This window comes from Streptomyces sp. DSM 116793 (assembly GCF_057320905.1).
In genome coordinates, this window is record NZ_CM170494.1 from 1,684,334 (window position 1) to 1,705,577 (window position 21,244).

Here is a 21,244-nt window from a genome sequence, read left to right on the forward strand (position 1 = left end):
GGGTGAAAGCCCGTGGGCCCGGGGACCGCCCGTTCGCTCCCCTGCCGCCGGCTGCCGTGCCGCCCGTCCTGCCCCGGGGTGCCCGCCCGGGGTGCCCGGTCGGGCACGGCCGGGGCACGCGCTGCCGGCGCCGGGCGACGTGAACGTAACAGCGCCGTATGCGTTGCGAAAGACCTTGCAGCAAAAAAATGCAAGGATGCTTGTCGGTTACCGCTCCGTAACCCGGTTGCGAGCTCGCACGGGGGGCTCATGCCCGAGGGAAGCCGTCTACAGAGCCGGTGATCAGTCCACGATCGGCCTCTGCAAATCTCTGCAAGGTCTTGCCACAACGGGGCCACACAGGGATCATCGAGCCCCTTGGCTCTTGCAAGACCGGCGCCCCGGGGCCGGCGCTGAAGGACCCGCACCCGGGCCCCGCACCCACGACCGGCCGGCAGGACCCGCGCTTCGATACGGCGCTCAAGGCATGGCAACCACACAGACGACCGAGGCCCACCACATGAAACCGACCACAACGACCGGCACCCGCGGACCGGTTGGTGGGCGACGCGGCACCCGCCCGGTACAGTCCACCCCTGTGACCGCACGGCTCGCCGACATCGCAGCCCAGGCGGGGGTCAGTGAGGCGACGGTCAGCCGGGTGCTGAACGGCAAGCCGGGCGTCGCCGCGGCCACCCGCCAGTCGGTGCTGGCCGCGCTGGACGTGCTCGGCTACGAGCGCCCGGTGCGACTGCGCCGGCGCAGCGCGGGCCTGGTCGGCCTGATCACCCCGGAGCTGGAGAATCCGATCTTCCCGGCGCTCGCCCAGGTCATCGGCCAGGCGCTGACCCGCCAGGGCTACACGCCCGTGCTGGCCACCCAGACCCCGGGCGGCTCCACCGAGGACGAGCTGACGGAGATGCTGGTGGACCGCGGCGTCGCCGGGATCATCTTCGTCTCCGGGCTGCACGCGGACACCACCGCCGACACCCAGCGGTACGACCAGCTGCGCGCCCAGGGGGTGCCGTTCGTGCTGGTGGACGGCTTCTCGCCGAAGGTGCAGGCGCCCTTCATCTCGCCGGACGACCGGGCGGCCGCGCATCTCGCGGTGACGCACCTGGTCTCGCTCGGGCACACCCGGATCGGCCTCGCCCTCGGGCCCAAGCGGTTCGTGCCGGTGCAGCGGAAGATCGAGGGGTTCGTGCGGGCCGTGCAGGACCAGCTGGGTCTGACCGCGGACGACATCCACGAGCGGCTCGTGCAGCACTCCCTCTACACCCTGGAGGGTGGCCAGGCGGCGGCGTCCGCGCTGATGGACCGGGACTGCACGGGGATCGTGTGCGCCAGCGACATGATGGCGCTGGGGGCGATCCGGGCGGCGCGGCAGCGCGGCCTCGACGTACCCGGGGACGTCTCGGTGGTGGGTTTCGACGACTCCCCGCTGATCGCCTTCACCGACCCGCCGCTGACCACGGTGCGTAAGCCGGTGCCCGCGATGGGTCAGGCCGCGGTGCGCACGCTGCTGGAGGAGATCGGCGGGACACCCGCCCCGCACAGCGAGTTCGTGTTCATGCCCGAGCTGGTGGTACGGGGGTCCACGGCCTCCGTCTCGCCGACCAGTTCGAGCGGTTCCGGGTCTGTTGGGCTTTCCGGGTCACGTGACCGAAAAAACCGCAAAGCCTAGATGATGCAATCCTGACCCGACGCGAGGGATGATCGGTAGAAGAACCGGTTTCTGGCACAATCCTCGCCTATGGGTGACCCGACTGTGACTGCTGTGGAAGATCCACACAAAGACTTCATTTCACCCATGCTGGACCGCCCGCGCCGGCGGGGCGTGCGCGGTGCCCGGGAGGCCCTCGGCGGCAGCGTCCGGAGCCTCTCCGAGACCACCCCCCGCGCCCTGCTGGTGCGGTTGCGCACGCCCCACAGGCCGCGCCTCTGGTTCGAGGTGCTGCTGATCGTGGCGAGTTACCAGATCTACTCGATGATCCGCAGCGCGGTGCCGGAGCAGCGCGGCCAGGCGATGCGGAACGCCGACTGGCTGTGGGAACTGGAGCGGCGTCTCGGGATCGCCGTGGAGAGCGCCGTCAACAAGGGCGTCGACTCCGTCAACTGGCTGATCGTCGGGATGAACTACTACTACGCCACGTTGCACTTCGTGGTCACCATCGGGGTGCTCGCCTGGCTGTACCGACGGCATCCGGGCCGCTACTCGGCGTCCCGCCTGGTCCTGCTGGTGACCACGGCCTCGGCCCTGATCGGCTACTACGTGTATCCGCTCGCGCCGCCACGGTTGATAAGCCGCAGCATGTTCATCGACACGGTGGTGACCCACCGGACGTGGGGGTCGCTGGGCCAGGAGAGCCTCAAGGACGTCTCGAACCAGTACGCGGCGATGCCGTCCATGCACGTGGGGTGGGCGCTGTGGTGCGGCCTGACGGTGTTCGCGCTGTGCAGGACGCCGTGGATACGGGCGCTGGCGCTGATCTATCCCTGCATCACGGTCGTGGTGATCGTTGCCACCGCCAACCACTTCTGGCTGGACGCGGTGGGCGGCATCATCTGCCTGGCATGCGGGTACCTGGTCGCGCGCTGGTGGTACGGCACCTGGCCCTACGCCCTCCCCCGCCGCGTCCCCCTCTCCGGCCTGCGCGCCGGCGCCCCGTCCGTCCCGGTGAACGCGGGAGCGCCACGGGTTCGCCCCACGGGCTGCACCAACCTGGAGACGATCGAACTCACACGCCGAACGGCGCGGCGCGCCAGAGAAGCGCCCCGTTAGGGGCGCGCAGACCCCCTCCCACCGGCCGGTGGCCAGGCAGACGACCGCAAGGGGCTCGGCGCGGTGGCCCGCCGCAGGCGCATCTCGGTTGCTCGCGCAGTTCCCCGCGCCCCTCTCAGGCGCGAAGCGCCGATACACAAGGGGCGCGGGGAACTGCGCGCCCAACCCCCACCGGCCGGTGGCCAGGCAGACCACCGCAAGGGGCTCGGCGCGGTGGCCCGCCGCAGGCGCATCTCGGTTGCTCGCGCAGTTCCCCGCGCCCCTCTCAGGCGCGAAGCGCCGATACACAAGGGGCGCGGGGAACTGCGCGCCCAACCCCCACCGGCCGGTGGCCAGGCAGACCACCGCAAGGGGCTCGGCGCGGTGGCCCGCCGCAGGCGCATCTCGGTTGCTCGCGCAGTTCCCCGCGCCCCTCTCAGGCGCGAAGCGCCGATACACAAGGGGCGCGGGGAACTGCGCGCCCAACCCCCACCGGCCGGTGGCCAGGCAGACCACCGCAAGGGGCTCGGCGCGGTGGCCCGCCGCAGGCGCATCTCGGTTGCTCGCGCAGTTCCCCGCGCCCCTCTCAGGCGCGAAGCGCCGATACACAAGGGGCGCGGGGAACTGCGCGCCCAACCCCCACCGGCCGGTGGCCAGGCAGACCACCGCAAGGGGCTCGGCGCGGTGGCCCGCCGCAGGCGCGTCGTGGCCGAGCGCGCGGTTCCCCGCGCACCTGACGGGAACCCCTCAGAGGATGCGCAAGAGCCGGGGAGCCCGGACCGCGGGTTCGGGGAGGCGGAGGGGCCGCAGGCCGGGCGTGACGCTGCCCAGGACCGTCGCCCTCCGGGCCCCCGTACCGGAGGGAAACGTGCCGGGCAGCCCGTGCACCGTGAGGAACCCGAGCAGCGCGAAGGCCAGAGCCTCCTTGGCGTCCGAGGGGATCCCCAGCTCACCGCTGGGAAGGATCCCGACCCCGGGCAGCTGATCCGCGAGCATCCCCATCAGCACGGGATTGTGTGCCCCTCCACCGGAGACCACGAGCTGGGTGACCCCGTGCTCCCGGCACGCGTCCGCCACGGTGACCGCCGTCAGCCTGGTCAGGGTGGCCAGCACGTCATCGGGCCGGGGCTCGGGCCCGGGCACCGCGGCCAGCGCCTCCTGGAGATACGGCAGGTGGAAGTGCTCCTTGCCGGTGCTCTTCGGGGCCGGCCTGCCGTAGTAGGGGTCCGCCAGCAGCAGCCGGAGCAGCTCGGGGCTGACCCGGCCCGCCGCGGCCCGCCGCCCGCCCTCGTCGTACTCCTCGCCGCCGTCGGTGAAATACCGCACCGCGGCATCCAGCAGCGCGTTGGCGGGACCGGTGTCGAAGGCCAGCGGCGCGGCACCGGGTGCGACGACGGTGACGTTGGCGATCCCGCCCAGGTTCAGCGCGGCGGGCGTGCCGGGGAGGGCGCCCAGGAGCAGGGCGTCGGTCATGGCGACCAGCGGGGCCCCCTGGCCGCCGGCGGCGACGTCCCGGGACCGCAGGTCCGAGACGACCGGCAGCCCGGTGGCCTCGGCGATCCAGGCGGGCTGCCCGAGCTGGAGGGTGCCGCGCACGACGCCGTCCTCGACCCAGTGGTGCATGGTCTGCCCGTGCGAGACCACCAGGTCGGCGGCGCCCCCGCACAGCTCGCGCTGGGCGCGCACCGCGGCCTCGGCGAAGGCCTGGCCGATGCCGGTGTCCAGCACGCAGATGTCCTGCGTGCTGGTCGCCGCCGGCGGCAGGGTCGCGCCGATCAGGGCGCGCAGCTCGTCCGGGTAGCGCACGGAGAGGTGGCCGAGCGGACGCATGAGCAGGGCGTCGCCGTCCAGGGTGAGGTCCGCGGCGGCCGCCTCGATGGCGTCGTAGGAGGTCCCCGACATCAGGCCGATCACGCGCACGGGGACTCCTCCGGACGGCCCCGCAGGGCGGTGAAGGACGGCGGGTGGGGCTGCCGCACGGGCCGGCGCCTCACTCCTGGCCCGCCGGAGCCGCGACGCGGTCGGGGCCCTGGCCGGGCTCGCCGTCCCGCTGCCCGGCCGCGGCCACCGGTGCCCGGTGGAACAGGCTCATCACGCCGCCGACCACCAGGGTGATCACCACCCCGATCGGCACCAGCCACTGGGCGGCGATGGCCGTCGGCACGGTGGCCCCGGCCACGGTGACGTCGATCTTCACCCAGCGCACGAGGTAGGTCATGACGGCGACGGTGACCAGGAACGCCACGATGGAGTCCACCTCGTTGGCGCGTTTCACGACCCGGCCGAGCAGGAACGCGCCCAGCAGCGCGCCGTAGGTGTAGCCGGCGATGGCGAGGCCCGTCAGATAGACGTTGCCGGTGCTGGCGCTGAAGGCACAGGCGAAGACCGCCATCAGCGCCGCCCAGACCAGCGTCATCACCCGGGCGAGCTTGAGCAGCGCCTCGTCGGAGGGCGACCGCCGGAAGAAGCTGTGGATGATGTCGGCGACCGTCGAGTTCGACATGGAGTTCAGCGCCGCGGAGAGCGAGCCCATCGCCGCGCCCAGGATGCCCGCCACCAGCAGCCCGGAGATCACCACGGGCAGGCCGTGCAGGATGAACTGCGGGTAGAGGTTGTCGGAGCTGGCGAGCCCCAGGTCCTTGAAGCTCCTGCCCTTGTTGTAGGACCACAGCAGCGCGCCGACCAGGGAGAACGCGGCGAACTGGATGGTCACGAAGATCCCGGAGGCGATCATGGCCTTCTGGCCGTCGCGCAGGGTCCGGGTGGCCAGGATGCGCTGGACCATGAGCTGGTCGGAGCCGTGGCTCGCCATGGCGAAGATCGCGCCGCCGATGATGGCGGTCGGCAGGGCGAAGGAGCTGGTCAGGATGTGCGCGGGGGTGAAGTCGGTGTCGAAGAGCTTGAACTGGCCGGCGTGCAGCGCGTCGGCGAAGCCCTGGCCGCCGACGTGGCTGGACAGCACGGCGATGGCGAGGATCGCACCGCCGAGGTAGAGGCCCATCTGGATGGAATCGGTCCAGATGACCGCCTTGATGCCGCCCATGTAGGTGTAGACGACGGTGATCACGGTCAGCACGATGATGATCAGCTTGTAGCTGGCGTGGACGCCGAACTCGTCCAGCAGCAGCTTGATCGGGATCGCCGAGGCGAACAGCCGGACGCCCTCGGCGAGCAGACGGGTGAAGACGAAGGTCACCGACGCGAGGCCCTGGAGCTTCAGCCCGAACCTGTCCCCCAGGTACTGGTAGGCGCTGACGAACCCGCCGCGCTTGTAGAGCGGGATGAGGACGCCGGCGACGACGACGCGGCCGATGACGTAGCCGAGCGCCAGCTCGACGTTGCCGAAGGCCTGGCCGCTGTAGGCGCCGCCGGGCACGCTGATGACGGTGAGGACGCTGGTCTCGGTGGCCACCACGGAGAACGCGACGGTCCACCAGGGCATGCCCCCCTCACCGATGAAGTAGCTCTTCGCCGTTCTCTGCCGGCCGGCGAGGCGCAGTCCGATCACGGCGATCGCGACCAGGTAGACGACGACCACCACGAGGTCGAGTTGGCGCACGGTCACTCCTTACAACGGCCGGCTGGGTCACCGGTTGGGGACGGGCTGTCACGGCACGCCCTCTTGTCCGACGAGCACCGGCGCTTCGGGCGGTCACGAACCGTGGGGTCGGCGCGGATCGCGGTGCAGCGAGTATCAGAAGGACAGGCTCCGCATGTCAATAAGTAACCTCATGTGATGAGGGACGTAAATTTTTGACGCACCATCGGCCCGTCGCTACTGTGAGGCCCTCCACTCGGGAGCTCGGGAGGGATCCGATCCATGGCCCGCGAGGTCTCACGCCGGGCACCGGCGCAGCCGGCGGAGGGCGCCGCCCCCGCCGACGTCCTGGCGCGCGTCCGGGCGGCGCGGCCGTCGCTGGCTCCCTCGGAGCGGCGGGTGGCGGACGCGGTCCTGGCCGATCCGGCGCAGGCCGCCGAGCTGTCCATCGGGGCGCTCGGCGAGCGGGCGAGCACCTCGGCGGCCACCGTGCTGAGGTTCTGCCGGACGATCGGACTCGGCAACTATCCGCAGCTGCGCCTGGCGCTGGCGGCGGCGGCCGCCCGGGAGGACGCGCTGGGCGGGGAGCGGTCGGCGCCGGTCACCGACATCAGCGCCACCGACACGCTGGACCAGATCGTCGGGAAGATCATCTACAACGAGGTCCGGGCCCTGGAGGAGTCCGGGGCCGAGCTGGACGTCGAGGCGCTGCGCCACGCCGTCGACGCGGTCGCCGGGGCCCGGCGGGTGGACATCTTCGGCGTCGGCGCCAGCGGGTTCGTCGGGCAGGACCTGCACCAGAAGCTGCACAGGATCGGGCGCCTGGCCTTCATCTGGACCGACAGGCACGCGGCCCTGACCGCGGCGGCGCTGCTCGGACCCGGGGACGTGGCCCTCGCGATCTCGCACTCCGGGGAGACGGAGGACACGGTCGAGCCGCTCCAGGCCGCCGGGGAACGGCACGCCACGACGATCGCCGTCACGAACTTTCCGCAGTCCGCGCTCGCGGAGAGCGCGGACTTCGTGCTGACCACGTGTGCCCGGGAGACGCCGTTCCGGTCCGGCGCGACGGTGAGCCGCATAGCGCAGCTCGCCGTCATCGACTGCCTCTTCGTGGGCGTCGCCCAGCGGTCCTTCGACGCGACGACGACGGCGCTGAAGAAAACGTACGGCACGGTACAGGACCGCACCCGCCGCCCCTCGGGCCCCTGACGGCCCCGCCCCCGCGAGCCTCCTCGCCGACGTCGCCGGCGAGGGGCACCAGGGCTGGGCGCCCCCCGGGCCTCCCCCGACCCGCCGCCGCGGCGGGCAGCCACACACAGCGTGACCGGCGGTGCCCAGCCCACCGCGGGTGACGGCCGGGACGGCACCGCCGGACAGTGGTCATGGTGTGCCCAGGTAGACCGGGGACAGCGCCGCCGACAGGAGGGGGCGCGGGGTGCCGGTGCCGTCCGCGGGGACCGTGTACAGGTCGGCGCCGTAGTCGCCCGGCAGGGCATAGGCGACGGTGCGGTCGTCCGCCCAGAGCGCCTGATCGTCGACGCTGCGAGCCTCGGCGAGCGGCCTCTCGCGCCCGGTCCGCAGGTCCAGCACGTACAACCGCCACGGCGCGTCCGCGGGCAGCCCCTTCACCCGCTTCTTGAACGCGATCCGCGTCCCGTCCGGCGACAGCGAGGGGCACTCCACGTTGCTGCGCACCGTCGTCATCGTCCGCGCCCGCAGGTCCCCGCGGACCAGGTACGTACTCCCCTTCGTGGCCAGCGTGGCGTAGAAGTGCCGGTCGTCCGCGGCGAACGTGACGCCCCAGAAGTTGACGTCGGCGGCGTGGTACTCGTGTCCGTCCTTGAGCACCCGGAACGCCTCCAGCGACGGCATCAGCCGCCCGGTGCGGGTGTCGAGGATCGCCGCCCGGGTGGAGAAGGTGCTGGTCGCATAGGAGTCGCCGCCCACGAAGACCGTCCAGGAGGCGAACCGCCCGCTGGGCGAGACCCGCGCCCGGGACGGAACGCCCAAAAGCGCGTAGTGCGCCGTCTCGTGCAGCCGTGCGTCGAGCACCACGGCCCGGTAGGTGTCCTGGACGGCGCCGTGCACCGCCTGCAGGCAGATACCGGTGCCCCCGGCCGCGTGGAAGCGCAGGCACCGCACGCCCGAGGCGGTGCGCGCGCCGCCCGGCCGCCCGGCGGGCACGCTGCTCAGCTCGTCGCGGTGCGGCCCCCACGCCATGTTCCGGAACACGATCCGGCCCCCGCCCCCGTCGGCGAGACCGACCCGGCCCGCGGTGACGGCGGGACCGCCCGGCCGGGCCCGGTCCCTGCGGTCGGAGCGGGCCGCGGCGTGCAGCACGGAGGCGGTGGCGACGGCCGCGAGCAGGACGATCGCGCAGGCGAGGACGAGCACACGGGCCCGGGTGGTCATACGGGGGTCTCCTCGGACGTGGCGGGCCGGACGGGCGGGACGGCGGCGGGCGGCCGGCGCAGCGCCCAGCCGGCGGCCGCCAGACAGCAGGCGAGCAGGACGGCGGACGCGCCCAGCGCGGTGCCCTCGCCCCAGACCGTCCAGGCGGCCCCGAAGGCGAGCGAGCAGACGAACCGGGCGAACGCCTGGCCCGTCTGCACCAGGGCGAGGCCGGACGAGCGCAGCGCGGCCGGCACACTCTCGGACGCGGCGGCCATCAGCACCCCGTCCGTGGCGGCGTAGAACGTGCCGTGCAGCAGCAGGACCGCGTACGGCAGCACCGTGCCGTGCCAGCCCGACAGCAGCAGCCCGTACGCGCCGAGCAGGGCACCGTGCCCGGCCAGGAACACCCGGCGCCGCCCGATCCGGTCCGCGAGCCGCCCGAGCGGCACGGCCAGCAGCAGGAACGCGGCCGCCGTGCCGAGCGGCAGCAGAGCGAACCACCGGTCGGGCACGCCGAGCCTGCGCTGCAACAGCAGGTAGACGAACGAGTCGCTGACGGTCGCGAGCCCCAGCAGCAGCGCGCACAGCGCGATCCGCCGGATCTCCGGCTGCCGCAGCAGCGCCAGCGCGGCCGACAGCGTGGGGCGCGCGCCATCCTCCGCGCGGCCCCCACCGCCCGCGGCGCCGCCCGCCGGAGCGGGACGGACGCCGTCGTCCGCGGAGGCCGGGCCGACGTCCACCGGAGCCTGGCGCGCACGGCCCACCGGCCCCGCCGCCCCACCCGGCACTGACCTGCCCGGCACGGACCCACCCGGTCCGGACCTCGCCGGCACGGACCTCCCCGGCACGAAGAGCACCAGCACCAGCACGCCCACCACGGCGACGCAGAAGCTCACCGTGAACACCGCGTCGTAGCCGTCCACCGTCGCCCGCAGGACGACGAAGGCGGCGAGCGGGCCGAGCAGGGCGCCCGCGGTGTCCATGGCGCGGTGCACCCCGAAGGCGCGGCCCTGTGCGCCGGGCTCGCTGGAGAGTGAGATCAGCGCGTCGCGCGGCGCGGTGCGCAGGCCCTTGCCGGTGCGGTCGACGGCGAGCACGGCACCGATCAGCGGGAGCGTGTGCGCGAGGAGCAGCAGCGGCTTGCACACCGCCGACAGGCCGTAGCCCACCACGGCGACGGCCTTGTGGCCGCCCCGCCCGCGGTCCGCCAGGTGCCCGCCGACCAGCCGCACCAGCGCCGAGACGCCGTTGTAGACGCCGTCGAGCAGGCCGAAGCCCAGCGGGGAGAGGCCGAGCCCCACGACCAGGTACAGCGGCAGGATCGCGGTGACCATCTCGGAGGAGACATCGGTGATCAGGCTGACCGTGCCGAGCGCCAGCACGGTGGGGGCGACCGCGGCACGGCGCCGCCCGGGCCGGTACGGGGCCCGGGCGGCGCGGTCCGCGGACGGGGCGCCACCGGTGGCGCGACTGTCCGCGACGTACACGGTCAGGACGCCCAGACGCCGGTGATGTCCGTACCCGACGCGGCGTTGCCGGCGTGCCCGAGGCCGTGCATGTCCTCGAGCGTGCGCAGCAGGTCGTAGTGGTTGTACGTGGTCGACGAGGTGGCGCCGGGCGTCACCTGCTGCCCGTAGAGGACGGTCGCTATGCGGTTGCCGCTCAGCGAGTTGTCCTCGTCGAAGGTCACCACGAGCAGGCTGTTGTGGGTCTTGGCCCAGGTCGCGTAGGCGCCCAGGTGGTTCTTCAGCCAGGTGTCGCCGGTGGCCACCGAGCAGTCGTGCATGTCGCTGCAGAGGTTCGGCACCACGAACGACACCTGCGGCAGCTGCGTGAAGTCGCTCGGGAACTGGGCGAACGTCTTCGCGGACGACGTCGGGACGTTGCTGAAGCCGAACCACGGGTTGTGCTTGCGGGCGTAGTCGCCGCTGCTGCAGGTCGTGGAGCCCTGGCTGGGCAGCGACTCGTTGTAGCTGCCCCAGCTCTTGCCGGCGGCGATGAGCTGCGAGGCCAGGTTGGGCGCGCTGCTGAAGCCGGGCGTGTAGCAGGCGTCGCTGGTGATGCCCTGCGTGGCGCCGGAGAACATCGCCATGTAGTTGGGCTGGCTCGGGTGGGTCTCGGCGTGCATCTGGGTGAGGTTGGCGCCGCCCTTCGCCAGCGAGTTGATGTACGGCGCGCTGGACGCCCCGATGACCTGGCCGTACGCGTGGTTCTCGAAGACCGCGACGACGACGTGGTCCGGGGTGGGCACCCCGGCGGCGGCCTGCGCCGTGGACGGCTGGCCGAGCCCCGTCCACAGCCCCAGGGCGCCTGCGGTGAGGGCCAGGGCGGAGACGAGGGCGAGACGACCGCGGCGGAAGACGTTTCTGCCGGACACGATGGACCTCCGGTGGGAGTCGGATGAGGCCTGGAGAGCATGCTCACGCCAAGATGCTCGTGCCGTACACGATCCCGCAGCCGGCATGAAGATCGGGTGAACATTTCCGAGAACGGAACGGGGCCCGCCCGGGCCCGGGAGGCGGCGGCCGCCGGCGGCCCCGGTCCCGGCCGGGGTGGGCCGCCGTCCCGCCTGGCCGGGGGCGGTCGGGGCCCCGCGCGGCGGAGGGATTAGGTTAGCTTTACCTGCCCGCGAGTGGAGGAACCCGTATGTCCGCTGTGCGCCGCCGCGTCCTCTGGCTGTTCGCGGCGTTCGCGCTGGTGCTGTGCGCCACCCTGTTGAGCCTGGCGGTCGGCAGCCGCGCCATCCCTCCCGGCAAGGTGATCGACGCGCTGCTGCACGGCGGGAACTCCTACGCCGCCCTCACGGTCCGGTCGCTGCGGGTGCCGCGTACGGCCGTCGGGCTCTGTGTGGGGGCCGCTCTGGGCATGGCCGGGACGGTGATGCAGGGCATCACCCGCAACCCGATCGCGGAGCCCGGCATCCTCGGCGTCAGCCAGGGGGCGGCGGCCGGCGTCGTGATCGCGATCTCCGTCTTCGGGGTGGGCACGCTCGACGGCTACGTCTGGTTCGGCTTCACGGGCGCGCTCGCGGCGGCGGCGCTGGTGTACGCGATGGCAGGCCGCGGACCGAACTCGAACACACCGGTGAAGCTGGCGCTCGCGGGCGCGGCGTTCTCCGCGTTCATCGCGTCCGCGGTGACGGGCGTGCTCACCACCGACTCCGCCACGCTCGACCGGTTCCGCTTCTGGCAGGTGGGCGGCATCGGCAGCGCCTCGGGCCCGGTGGCCTGGGAGCTGCTGCCGTTCCTGCTGGTGGGGGCGGTGCTCGTGTTCTCCGTCGCCGGCGGCCTCGACGCGCTGGCGCTCGGCGAGGACGCGGCCCGTTCGCTGGGGCGGCGGACGGGGGCGGTCCGCGCGGTGGCCGCGCTGGGCGCGACCGTCCTCACGGGGGCCGCGGTCGCCGCCGCAGGACCGATCGCGTTCGTCGGCCTGGCCGTACCGCACGCCGCACGGCGTCTCGTCGGCACCGGACACCGGTGGGTGCTCGCCCTGTCGATGCTCCTCGGCCCCTCGCTGCTGCTGCTCGCCGATGTGCTCGGGCGGGTGATCTTCCCGCCCGCCGAGGTACCGGCCGGAGTGATGACCGCCCTCGTCGGGGTCCCGGTCCTGATCGCGCTGGTGCGCCGCCGGGCGGTGGTGTCCGCGTGAGCCTGTCGACCGGGCGCCGCACGGCGCGGACCGACCGCCCCCACGTGCCCGTACGCCCCGCCGGGTACGCCCTGACCCGGCGCGGCCGGTACTCGTTCCTGGCGCACCGCCGGTCCATGGTGCTGGTCGCCGTGCTGACCGTGCTGCTCGCGGCGGCCGTGCTCGCCTCGCTCTGCCTGGGCGAGACCACGGACTCACCGGCCCGGGTGGTGCGGGCGCTCTTCGGCGCCCCGGACCCGGACGCCTTCACGATCACGGTGCTGCGGCTGCCCAGAGTGGTCACCGGCCTGCTCGTCGGCTGCGCACTCGGGCTCGCGGGCGCGCTGATCCAGTCCGTTGCGCGCAACCCCCTGGCCAGCCCCGATGTGATCGGGATCAGCCATGGTGCCTCCGCGGTGACCGTGGGCCTGCTCGCGTACGGGGTGGTCGACTCGACCGAGCAGGCGTCCGCCGCCGCCACCGGGGGCGGTCTGTGCACGGCCGCGCTGGTCTATGTGCTCGCCTGGCGGCGCGGTCTGCACGCGCAGCGCTTCGTGCTGATCGGCATCGGCATCAGCGTGGCGTTCAGCTCGCTCACGCAGCTCTTCCTCACCAAGGGGGACGCCTTCCAGGCGGAGCAGGCCAAGATCTGGATGACGGGCAGCCTGAACGGGGCCGACTGGAGCGGGGCGCTGCCGGTGGCCGTCACCCTGGGGGTGGCGCTGCCGGCGCTGGCCTGGGCCTCCCGGGCGCAGCGCACGGTCGGCTTCGACGACGACACCGCGGTCGCGCTCGGCGTCAGGCTGGGGCGGTCGAGGCTCGGACTCGCCACGGTGGGGGTCGTGCTCGCGTCGGTGGCGGTGGCCGCCGCGGGCCCGGTGGACTTCGTTGCGCTGGCGGCACCGCAGGTGGTGCTGCGGCTGGCCAGGACGCCCAGGACACCACTGACGCTGTCCGGGCTCGGCGGGGCGCTGCTCGTGGTGGTCGCCGACCTGGTGGCCCGCAAGGCGCTCTCCCCCACGGAACTGCCGGTGGGTGTGGTCACGGCGTTCATCGGCGCCCCCTATCTGATGTGGCTGCTGGTCCGGTCCCGCGGGCGGCGCGGATGAACGCCGGCCGGGTGAGGAGGAGCGAGATGGGCACACGCCTGACGGCGCGCGGCGTGACGTTGGCGTATGAGCAGCGGACGGTGGTGGAGGGCCTCGACCTGGCGGTCCCCGACGGCCGCGTCACCGTGGTGGTGGGGCCCAACGCCTGCGGCAAGTCGACCCTGCTGCGGGCGCTGGGGCGGCTGTTGCGCCCGGCCTCGGGTGCGGTCCTGCTCGACGGCGCGGACCTGCACCGCACCCCGACCCGTGAGGTCGCGCGCACGCTCGGCCTGCTGCCGCAGACGCCCACGGCACCGGACGGGATCACGGTGGCCGACCTGGTCTCCCGCGGTCGGCAGCCGCACCAGCGGTGGTGGCGGCAGTGGTCGGAGTCCGACGAGGCGGCGGTGAGCGAGGCGATGCGGCGCACGGGGGTCGCGGAGCTCGCCGAGCGCACGGTGGACGAGTTGTCCGGCGGCCAGCGCCAGCGGGTCTGGATCGCGATGGCGCTGGCCCAGGGCACGGACCTGCTGCTGCTCGACGAGCCGACGACCTACCTCGACATCGCACACCAGGTGGAAGTGCTGGACCTGATACGGGAGTTGAACCGGGAGCGCGGCCAGACCACCGTCGCGGTGCTGCACGACCTCAACCAGGCGGCACGCTACGGCGACCACCTGGTGGTGATGAAGGAGGGGCGGATCGTCTCGGAGGGCTCCCCGGGCGAGGTGGTGACCGCGGAGCTCGTGCGTGAGGTGTTCGGCCTCGAGTCGGTGGTGATCCCGGACCCGGTGACGGGGACCCCTCTTGTGGTGCCGGGGATGCCCCGCTTTAATGAGCCAGAAGCGAATTAGGTAAGCCTAACCAAAGCCTCGGCAGCATCGCAGCCCCGGCGACCGCGCACGGCCGGTCGCGAGGCCCGCACGACCCCCGTGGGAGTACCCCGTGAAGCACCGCAGTCCCCATCGAGCCACCGCCGTCGGCGCCGCCTGCGTCGCGATGCTCTCCGTCCTGACGCTCGCCGCGTGCGACTCGTCCGGCGGCAGCAGTTCCTCGGACGAGGGCGCCGGCGACAAGAGCGTGGCCACGGGCAGCAAGGGCTTCGGGGAGGCGGGCGCGCAGAGCAGGAGCTTCGGGACCACCGCCAAGCCGGGCCAGTTCCCCCGCACCATCAAGCAGGCCATGGGCACCACGGTGCTGAAGTCCCGGCCCAAGCGGGTGGTCGTGCTCGACGTGGGAGAGCTCGACAACGTCGTCTCCCTCGGGGTGAAGCCCGTGGGCGTCGCGTACTCCGAGGGCTCCGCCAGGATGCCGTCGTACCTCAAGGCGGACGCGGGCCACCCGGCGAGCGTCGGCACGATCAACAGCCTGAACATGGAGGCGATCGCCAAGCTGCACCCGGACCTGATCCTGGGCAGCAAACTGCGGGCCGGCAACTCCTACAAGACCCTCTCGAAGATCGCCCCGACCGTGTTCTCCGTGCGCCCCGGCTACACGTGGAAGGAGAACTACCTGCTGAACGCGGCCGCCCTGGACAAGACCGCCGAGGCCAGGAAGAAGCTGGCGGCGTACGAGGCGAGCGCGAAGCAGCTCGGGGCCGACATCAGGAAGCACAGCAAGAACGGCACCCTGCCGACCATCACCATGCTGCGGTTCATGCCCGACCGCATCCGGCTCTACGGCAACCAGTCGTTCATCGGCGTCATCCTCAAGGACGTCGGCCTGCCGCGCCCCAAGAACCAGGACATCGACGAACTCGCCACCGAGATCAGCCCCGAGCGCATCGACGAAGCGGACGCCGACTGGATCTTCACCGGTGTCTACGGCCCCGCCGACCAGACCAGCCAGGCTCAGACCCAGGGCGGCGCCCTGTGGAAGAAGCTCCGCGCGGTCAAGGCCGGCCACGCCAGGAACGTCCCCGACGAGACCTGGTACCTGGGGCTCGGCGTCACGGCCGCGAACTCCGTCCTCAAGGACCTGCGGGCGGACCTCACCTGACGCCCCGGGCCCCGCACGGCCGGCGCGCCCCGGGCACGGACGGCCGGCGTGCGGGCGGCGGCTCAGGTGAAGCGCCACCGGGTCTGGGTGAACGGACCCTTGCCGAAGCCGAAGACCGTGCGAGGCTCGACCGCGAAGACCAGCGCGGCACCCTCCCGGCCCTGGAAGGTGCCGTCGTCGCGCACCTCGAAGCTCCAGTCGGGGCCGTACTTGTCCTCCCAGGCGGCGGCGAGGGTGCGCAGCAGGGCGGTGTCCGCCACCCGCACCGCCTCCCCCTCCACGGCGACGTCGAAGCCCTTGTTCCAGGTGGGCGTGCCGCAGGTGAGCACCACCTGGGGGTTCTCCGCGAGGTTGCGGGCCTTGCGCTCCTCGACGCCGGTGGAGAAGTACAGCGCGCCGTCGTGCCAGAGGGCCAGCAGCGGGGTGGCGTGCGGGCGGCCGTCGGGGCGCACGCTCGACAGCCAGAAGAGCTCGGCCTGCTCCAGCCGCCGCCGGGCCTCGTCCCAGGAGACGGGGCCCGTGCCCGGGCTGCTGTAGCGGGCATCGAACGCGGTGGCGGGCGCGGCGGTGGCGCGGGCCCGGCCGGGGGCGGTGTGCAGTGCTGGGTCCGACATGTCCGGTCCTCCTCGTGACGTACGGGGGTGTCGAGGGGCAGACTCCGTGCACGGGGCGGGCTCATCGGCCCCGGTCGCCCCGCCCTGGCACGGGCCGTTCGGGCACCTCTTCGATAGTGCCCGGAAAACATGGTTTGTGCCTGGTAAAGGCGGCACCCGCGCGGGGCGGAATGCCTCGCTCTCGTCGTAGGCTCGTGGACCATCGACCTTGATCGGAACAGGAGGGCGGCGACCATGACGGTGCCGCAAGGGCGCAGGAGCAGCACGTTCACGCGACTGCTCCGGCTCGGCTTCACCGACCCGTCCGCCGCCGAGCGCCTGCTGGCGTCCGGCCCGCTCGCCGTGGTGCGCACCGACCCGGTCCTGCTGGACTCCCTCGGCGGCGCCGCCGACCCCGACCTGGCGCTGCGCGGCCTCGGCCGGCTGGCCGAGGCGCAGCCGGACGAGGCGGCCCGCCGTGAGCTGCTGGGCACCCTGGCCGCCGCGAAGCCGCTGCGCGACCGGCTGCTCGGCGTGCTCGGCGCGTCCGAGGCGCTGGGCGACCACCTGGCCAGGCACCCGGGCGACTGGCGGGTGCTCGCCACCTACGAGCAGGAGGACCTGCACCCGGGCCTCGCGGAGTTCGAACGTGGCCTGGCGGCGGCCGCCGACCCGGTCGCGCTGCGCGTCGCCTACCGGCGCTGCCTGCTGTCCATCGCGGCCCGCGACGTCTGCGGCACCACCGATGTCGCCGAGACCGCGGCCGAGCTGGCCGACCTCGCCACGGCCACGCTGCGGGCCGCCCTCGCCATGGCGGCCGAGCGGCTGCCGGACGACGCCGCCCTGTGCCGGCTCGCGGTGATCGCCCTGGGCAAGTGCGGCGGCCACGAGCTGAACTACGTCTCGGACGTGGACGTGGTCTTCGTCGGGGAACCCGTGGACGGCGCCGACGAGGACAAGGCGGTGCAGGCCGCCACGCGGCTGGCCGCCCTGCTGATGCGGCTCTGCTCCGAGACGACGATCGAGGGCTCGATCTGGCCGGTGGACGCCAACCTGCGCCCGGAGGGCCGCAACGGCCCGCTGGTGCGCACCCTCGCCAGCCATGTCGCCTACTACCAGCGCTGGGCGAAGACCTGGGAGTTCCAGGCGCTGCTGAAGGCCCGCCCGGTCGCCGGCGACCCGGAGCTGGGCGCCGCGTACACGGCGGCCCTCGCACCGCTGGTCTGGGGCGCGGCCGAGCGGGAGAACTTCGTCGCCGACGTGCAGAAGATGCGCCGCAGGATCGTCGAGAACATCCCGGCGGGGGAGGTCGAGCGGGAGCTGAAGCTCGGGCCCGGGGGCCTCAGGGACGTCGAGTTCGCCGTGCAGCTCCTCCAGCTCGTGCACGGCCGCGCCGACGCGACGGTGCGCAGCGCCACCACCCTGGACGCGCTCAAGGCGCTGGCCGCCGGCGGCTACGTCGGCCGGGTCGACGGCGTGCAGCTCGACGACGCCTACCGCTTCCTGCGCTCCCTGGAGCACCGCATCCAGCTGTACCGGCTGCGCCGCACCCACCTGGTGCCCGAGGACGAGGCCGACCTGCGGCGCATCGGCCGCTCGCTGGGCATGCGCACCGAGCCGATCACCGAGCTGCTGCGGGCGTGGCGCCGCCACACCTCCGTCGTCCGCCGCCTGCACGAGAAGCTCTTCTACCGGCCGCTGCTGGACGCGGTCGCCCAGCTCGCGCCCGGCGAGGCCCGGCTGAGCACCGGCGCGGCCCGGGAACGGCTCGTCGCCCTCGGTTACGCCGACCCGGGCGCGGCGCTGCGGCACCTGGAGGCGCTGGCCTCCGGTGTGACCCGCAAGGCGGCCATCCAGCGCACGCTGCTGCCGGTGCTGCTCGGGTGGTTCGCGGACTCCGCCGACCCGGACGCCGGCCTGCTGAACTTCCGGAAGGTCTCCGACGCGCTCGGCAGGACCCCCTGGTACCTGCGGCTGCTGCGGGACGAGGGCGCGGCCGCCGAGAACCTGGCCCGGGTGCTCTCCGCCGGCCGGCTCGCGCCCGACCTGCTGATGCGGGCCCCCGAGGCGGTCGCCCTGCTCGGCGGCCCGCGCGGCCTCGAACCCCGCGGCCGGTCCCAGCTGGAGCAGGAGATCCTGGCGGCGGTGGGCCGCGCCGAGGGCGCCGAGCAGGCGGTGACCGTCGCACGCGCCGTGCGCCGCCGTGAGCTGTTCCGCACCTCGGCGGCGGACCTCATCAATTCCTACGGCACCGAGGAGCGGCCCGCCGGGAGCGACCCCGGGGCGCTGGTGGACATGGTCGGCGACGCCATCTCCGACCTCACGTCGGCCACCCTGGCCGGGACGTTGCGCGCGGTGGTGCGCGACGGGTGGGGCGACGAGTTGCCGACCCGGTTCGCGGTGATCGGCATGGGCCGCTTCGGCGGCCATGAGCTGGGCTACGGCTCCGACGCGGACGTGCTCTTCGTGCACGAGCCCCGGGAGGGCGTCGGCGAGCACGAGGCGGCGCGGGCCGCGCACACCGTCGTCGAGGAGATGCGCAGGCTGCTGCAGCGGCCGAGCGCCGACCCGCCGCTGCTGATCGACACCGGCCTGCGTCCCGAGGGCAAGTCCGGGCCGCTGGTGCGCACCCTCAAGTCATACGAGGCGTACTACCGCCGGTGGTCGCTGGGGTGGGAGGCACAGGCGCTGCTGCGGGCGGACTACGTGGCGGGCGACGAGGACCTGGCGCGCCGGTTCCTGCGCCTCGCGGACCCGCTGCGGTACCCGGCGGCGGGGCTCGGCGAGGACGCGGTGCGGGAGATCCGGCGGCTCAAGGCACGCATGGAGTCCGAGCGGCTGCCGCGCGGTGCGGACCCCGCACTGCACACCAAGCTCGGGCGGGGCGGCCTGTCGGACGTCGAGTGGACGGTGCAGCTGCTGCAGATGCGGCACGGCGGCACGGAGTCGGGACTCAGGACGACCCGGACCCGGCAGGCCCTCGCCGCGGCGCGCGAGGCGGGGCTGCTGCCCGAGCGGGACGCGTCGATACTGGACGAGGCCTGGGTGCTGGCGACCCGGGTCCGCAACGCGGTGATGCTGGTCCGCGGACGGGCCGGGGACACCTTCCCCACGGAGGCACGGGAGCTGGGCGCGGTCGCACGGTACCTCGGGTACGGCCCCGGGCACGTCGGCGACATGCTGGAGGACTACCGCCGCACGACACGCCGGGCACGCGGCGTGGTGGAACACCGCTTCTACGAGCCGTAGACCCGCTGGCCCCTCCCGGACCACCTGGGCGAGGGGGTTCGGCCCGCCGGCCCTGGCCCCTGATGTCGGCGCTCCGCGCCGATATCAGGGGCGCGGGGAACTGCGCGACCAGCCCCCACCGGCCAGTGGTCAGGCAGACCACCGCAACGGGCTGGGCCCGGTGGCCCGCCGCAGGCGCACCCCGGTTACGCACGCCGCTCCCCGCGCCCCTGTCGGGGCGCGACGCGCCGACCTCACAGCACCGGCAGGCTCTTGCGCAGCTCGAACGCGGTGACCTCGGAGCGGTACTCCTCCCACTCCTGCTTCTTGTTCCGGAGGAAGAAGCCGAAGACGTGCTCGCCGAGCGTCTCGGCGACCAGTTCGCTGTGCTCCATGAGGGCGATCGCCTCGCCGAGGTTCTGCGGCAGCGGCTCGATGCCCATGGCGCGCCGCTCCGCGTCGGTGAGCGCCCAGACGTCGTCGTCGGCGCCGGGGCCGAGCTCGTAGTTCTCCTCGATCCCCTTCAGGCCCGCGGCGAGCAGCAGCGCGTACGAGAGGTAGGGGTTGCAGCCGCTGTCCAGCGAGCGGACCTCGACACGGGCCGAGCCGGTCTTGCCGGGCTTGTACATCGGCACCCGGATGAGCGCCGAGCGGTTGTTGTGGCCCCAGCAGATGTACGACGGCGCCTCGCCGCCCGCGCCCGCGGGCCGCTCCGCACCGCCCCAGATGCGCTTGTAGGAGTTGACCCACTGGTTGGTGACCGCGGACACCTCCGCGGCGTGCCGCAGCAGGCCCGCGATGAAGGAGCGGCCGACCTTGGAGAGCTGGTACTCGGCGCCGGACTCGTAGAACGCGTTGCGGTCGCCCTCGAAGAGGGAGAGGTGGGTGTGCATACCGGAGCCCGGGTACTCCGAGAACGGCTTCGGCATGAAGGTCGCCTGCACCCCCTGCTCCAGTGCGACCTGCTTCATGACCAGGCGGAACGTCATGATGTTGTCGGCGGTGGAGAGCGCGTCGGCGTAGCGCAGGTCGATCTCCTGCTGGCCGGGGGCGCCCTCGTGGTGGGAGAACTCCACCGAGATGCCCATGGACTCCAGCATGGTGATCGCCTGGCGGCGGAAGTCCATGCCGACGTTCTGCGGGGTGTGGTCGAAGTAGCCGGAGGAGTCGGCGGGCGTGGGCCGGGAGCCGTCCACCGGCTTGTCCTTCAGCAGGAAGAACTCGATCTCGGGGTGGGTGTAGAAGGTGAACCCGAGGTCGGAGGTCTTTGCGAGGGCACGCTTCAGCACATAGCGCGGGTCGGCGAAGGAGGGGGAGCGGTCCGGCATGAGGATGTCGCAGAACATCCGGGCGGTGCCGGGGGCCTCCGCCCGCCAGGGCAGCACCTGGAAGGTCGCCGGATCCGGCTTGGCGATCATGTCGGACTCGTAGACCCGGGCGAAGCCCTCGATCGCCGAGCCGTCGAAGCCGATGCCCTCGTCGAAGGCCTGTTCCAGCTCGGCGGGCGCGACCGCGACAGACTTGAGGAAGCCCAGAACATCCGTGAACCACAGGCGTACGAACCGGATGTCGCGCTCCTCCAAGGTCCGGAGCACGAATTCCTGCTGCTTATCCATAGTCGACTTCCACCCATCCTTGCTGGTCAGGCCCGCGTACAACGACGCCATGGGGAACATCGATGCGCTTGAGCATCCCACCACGCCGTTTCGGGCACATTGCAGGCGTTCACCTGAACGTGCTGTGTCTGCTTCCTGTCGGTTCGTGTCAATCCGGCTCGCGCCGCACCGGCCGCTCTCCCGTCCGCGTCGTGTCCTGCCCCTGCCTTCATTGTGGGGCACTCCGGCGTTCTTGATCGAGCCGGGATTTCCGGCGGGCCGCCGGCCCGGTGCACCCGCCGGCCTCACCCGTACGAGTGCCCGTACGGCGCCTCTCCCTTACGTATGAAGGACACACCACGGCGTGGGTTCCGCCAAGAGCAGGAGCATCGCCCGTGCTCGGGCCGCGCGCCCGGCACTCACCGCGGGTGCGGAAGGAG

General features: G+C 73.0%; 15 protein-coding genes. 8 read left to right on the forward strand and 7 right to left on the reverse strand.

All coding sequences use genetic code 11. The features are described from left to right. Positions 1-577 precede the first annotated feature (577 nt). On the forward strand, positions 578-1,663 hold the full coding sequence (locus ACSMXW_RS07055) for a LacI family DNA-binding transcriptional regulator (RefSeq protein WP_485804612.1): 1,086 nt from the start codon (positions 578-580) through the stop codon (positions 1,661-1,663). A gap of 126 nt (positions 1,664-1,789) precedes the next feature. Beyond that, entirely contained in the window at positions 1,790-2,761 is a 972-nt protein-coding gene (locus ACSMXW_RS07060; RefSeq protein ID WP_485804613.1) for a phosphatase PAP2 family protein, read from the forward strand. Between the two features lie 726 nt (positions 2,762-3,487). Here the strand turns inward: ACSMXW_RS07060 and ACSMXW_RS07065 are convergent. Together ACSMXW_RS07065 and ACSMXW_RS07070 are read right to left on the reverse strand one after the other, a co-directional pair. Next, a complete protein-coding gene (locus ACSMXW_RS07065) occupies positions 3,488-4,660 on the reverse strand; it encodes an anhydro-N-acetylmuramic acid kinase (RefSeq protein ID WP_485804614.1) in 1,173 nt (390 codons plus the stop codon). Between the two features lie 70 nt (positions 4,661-4,730). Beyond that, a complete protein-coding gene (locus ACSMXW_RS07070; RefSeq protein ID WP_485804615.1) occupies positions 4,731-6,299 on the reverse strand; it encodes a sodium:solute symporter in 1,569 nt (522 codons plus the stop codon). 261 nt (positions 6,300-6,560) lie between these two features. On the opposite strand from ACSMXW_RS07070, the gene ACSMXW_RS07075 reads away from it, so the two are divergent. Beyond that, positions 6,561-7,490: a MurR/RpiR family transcriptional regulator gene (locus ACSMXW_RS07075; protein ID WP_485804616.1), complete on the forward strand. Its 930-nt coding sequence runs from the start codon at positions 6,561-6,563 to the stop codon at positions 7,488-7,490. A gap of 171 nt (positions 7,491-7,661) precedes the next feature. Here the strand turns inward: ACSMXW_RS07075 and ACSMXW_RS07080 are convergent, their stop codons facing one another. From ACSMXW_RS07080 to ACSMXW_RS07090, 3 genes are read right to left on the reverse strand one after another with little or no spacing between them, the layout of a single operon-like run. Further along, positions 7,662-8,693, reverse strand: coding sequence for a TolB family protein (locus ACSMXW_RS07080; RefSeq protein WP_485804617.1), 1,032 nt, complete (start codon positions 8,691-8,693; stop codon positions 7,662-7,664). Continuing rightward, positions 8,690-10,162 carry an MFS transporter gene (locus tag ACSMXW_RS07085; protein WP_485804618.1) on the reverse strand — a complete coding sequence of 491 codons (1,473 nt, stop codon included), beginning with the start codon at positions 10,160-10,162 and terminating at the stop codon, positions 8,690-8,692. The genes ACSMXW_RS07080 and ACSMXW_RS07085 overlap by 4 nt, the downstream gene beginning before the upstream one ends. Positions 10,163-10,164: 2 nt before the next feature. Further along, positions 10,165-11,052 (reverse strand): alkaline phosphatase family protein, encoded by an 888-nt coding sequence (locus ACSMXW_RS07090; protein ID WP_485804619.1) that lies wholly within the window; start codon positions 11,050-11,052, stop codon positions 10,165-10,167. A 269-nt stretch (positions 11,053-11,321) separates the two neighbouring features. On the opposite strand from ACSMXW_RS07090, the gene ACSMXW_RS07095 reads away from it, so the two are divergent. The 4 genes from ACSMXW_RS07095 to ACSMXW_RS07110 all read left to right on the forward strand — a co-directional run bounded on the left by ACSMXW_RS07095 (position 11,322) and on the right by ACSMXW_RS07110 (position 15,388). Further along, entirely contained in the window at positions 11,322-12,323 is a 1,002-nt protein-coding gene (locus ACSMXW_RS07095; RefSeq protein WP_485804620.1) for a FecCD family ABC transporter permease, read from the forward strand. Then, positions 12,320-13,411, forward strand: coding sequence for a FecCD family ABC transporter permease (locus ACSMXW_RS07100; protein ID WP_485804621.1), 1,092 nt, complete (start codon positions 12,320-12,322; stop codon positions 13,409-13,411). Before ACSMXW_RS07095 ends, ACSMXW_RS07100 begins: the two co-directional genes overlap by 4 nt. Positions 13,412-13,437: 26 nt before the next feature. After that, positions 13,438-14,244: an ABC transporter ATP-binding protein gene (locus ACSMXW_RS07105; RefSeq protein WP_485804622.1), complete on the forward strand. Its 807-nt coding sequence runs from the start codon at positions 13,438-13,440 to the stop codon at positions 14,242-14,244. A 145-nt stretch (positions 14,245-14,389) separates the two neighbouring features. After that, positions 14,390-15,388 carry an ABC transporter substrate-binding protein gene (locus tag ACSMXW_RS07110; protein WP_485807865.1) on the forward strand — a complete coding sequence of 333 codons (999 nt, stop codon included), beginning with the start codon at positions 14,390-14,392 and terminating at the stop codon, positions 15,386-15,388. 62 nt (positions 15,389-15,450) lie between these two features. Here ACSMXW_RS07110 and ACSMXW_RS07115 read toward each other — a convergent pair whose 3' ends face one another. Beyond that, positions 15,451-16,002 (reverse strand): pyridoxamine 5'-phosphate oxidase family protein, encoded by a 552-nt coding sequence (locus tag ACSMXW_RS07115; RefSeq protein WP_485804623.1) that lies wholly within the window; start codon positions 16,000-16,002, stop codon positions 15,451-15,453. Positions 16,003-16,236: 234 nt separating this feature from the next. Here ACSMXW_RS07115 and ACSMXW_RS07120 point away from each other — a divergent pair, with 234 nt between their 5' ends. Then, a complete protein-coding gene (locus ACSMXW_RS07120) occupies positions 16,237-19,230 on the forward strand; it encodes a bifunctional [glutamine synthetase] adenylyltransferase/[glutamine synthetase]-adenylyl-L-tyrosine phosphorylase (RefSeq protein WP_485804624.1) in 2,994 nt (997 codons plus the stop codon). 233 nt (positions 19,231-19,463) lie between these two features. Here the strand turns inward: ACSMXW_RS07120 and glnA are convergent, their stop codons facing one another. Beyond that, on the reverse strand, positions 19,464-20,825 hold the full coding sequence (gene glnA, locus ACSMXW_RS07125) for a type I glutamate--ammonia ligase (protein WP_485804625.1): 1,362 nt from the start codon (positions 20,823-20,825) through the stop codon (positions 19,464-19,466). Positions 20,826-21,244: the final 419 nt, after the last annotated feature.

Bases quoted from the DNA above. Each gene is read 5' to 3' on its own strand.
- ACSMXW_RS07060 (WP_485804613.1), top strand. From the start codon at position 1,790: ATGCTGGACCGCCCGCGCCGGCGGGGCGTGCGCGGTGCCCGGGAGGCC.
- ACSMXW_RS07075 (WP_485804616.1), top strand. From the start codon at position 6,561: ATGGCCCGCGAGGTCTCACGCCGGGCACCGGCGCAGCCGGCGGAGGGC.
- ACSMXW_RS07080 (WP_485804617.1), bottom strand. From the start codon at position 8,693: ATGACCACCCGGGCCCGTGTGCTCGTCCTCGCCTGCGCGATCGTCCTG.
- ACSMXW_RS07095 (WP_485804620.1), top strand. From the start codon at position 11,322: ATGTCCGCTGTGCGCCGCCGCGTCCTCTGGCTGTTCGCGGCGTTCGCG.
- ACSMXW_RS07105 (WP_485804622.1), top strand. From the start codon at position 13,438: ATGGGCACACGCCTGACGGCGCGCGGCGTGACGTTGGCGTATGAGCAG.
- ACSMXW_RS07110 (WP_485807865.1), top strand. From the start codon at position 14,390: ATGCTCTCCGTCCTGACGCTCGCCGCGTGCGACTCGTCCGGCGGCAGC.
- ACSMXW_RS07115 (WP_485804623.1), bottom strand. From the start codon at position 16,002: ATGTCGGACCCAGCACTGCACACCGCCCCCGGCCGGGCCCGCGCCACC.
- ACSMXW_RS07120 (WP_485804624.1), top strand. From the start codon at position 16,237: ATGACGGTGCCGCAAGGGCGCAGGAGCAGCACGTTCACGCGACTGCTC.
- glnA (WP_485804625.1), bottom strand. From the start codon at position 20,825: ATGGATAAGCAGCAGGAATTCGTGCTCCGGACCTTGGAGGAGCGCGAC.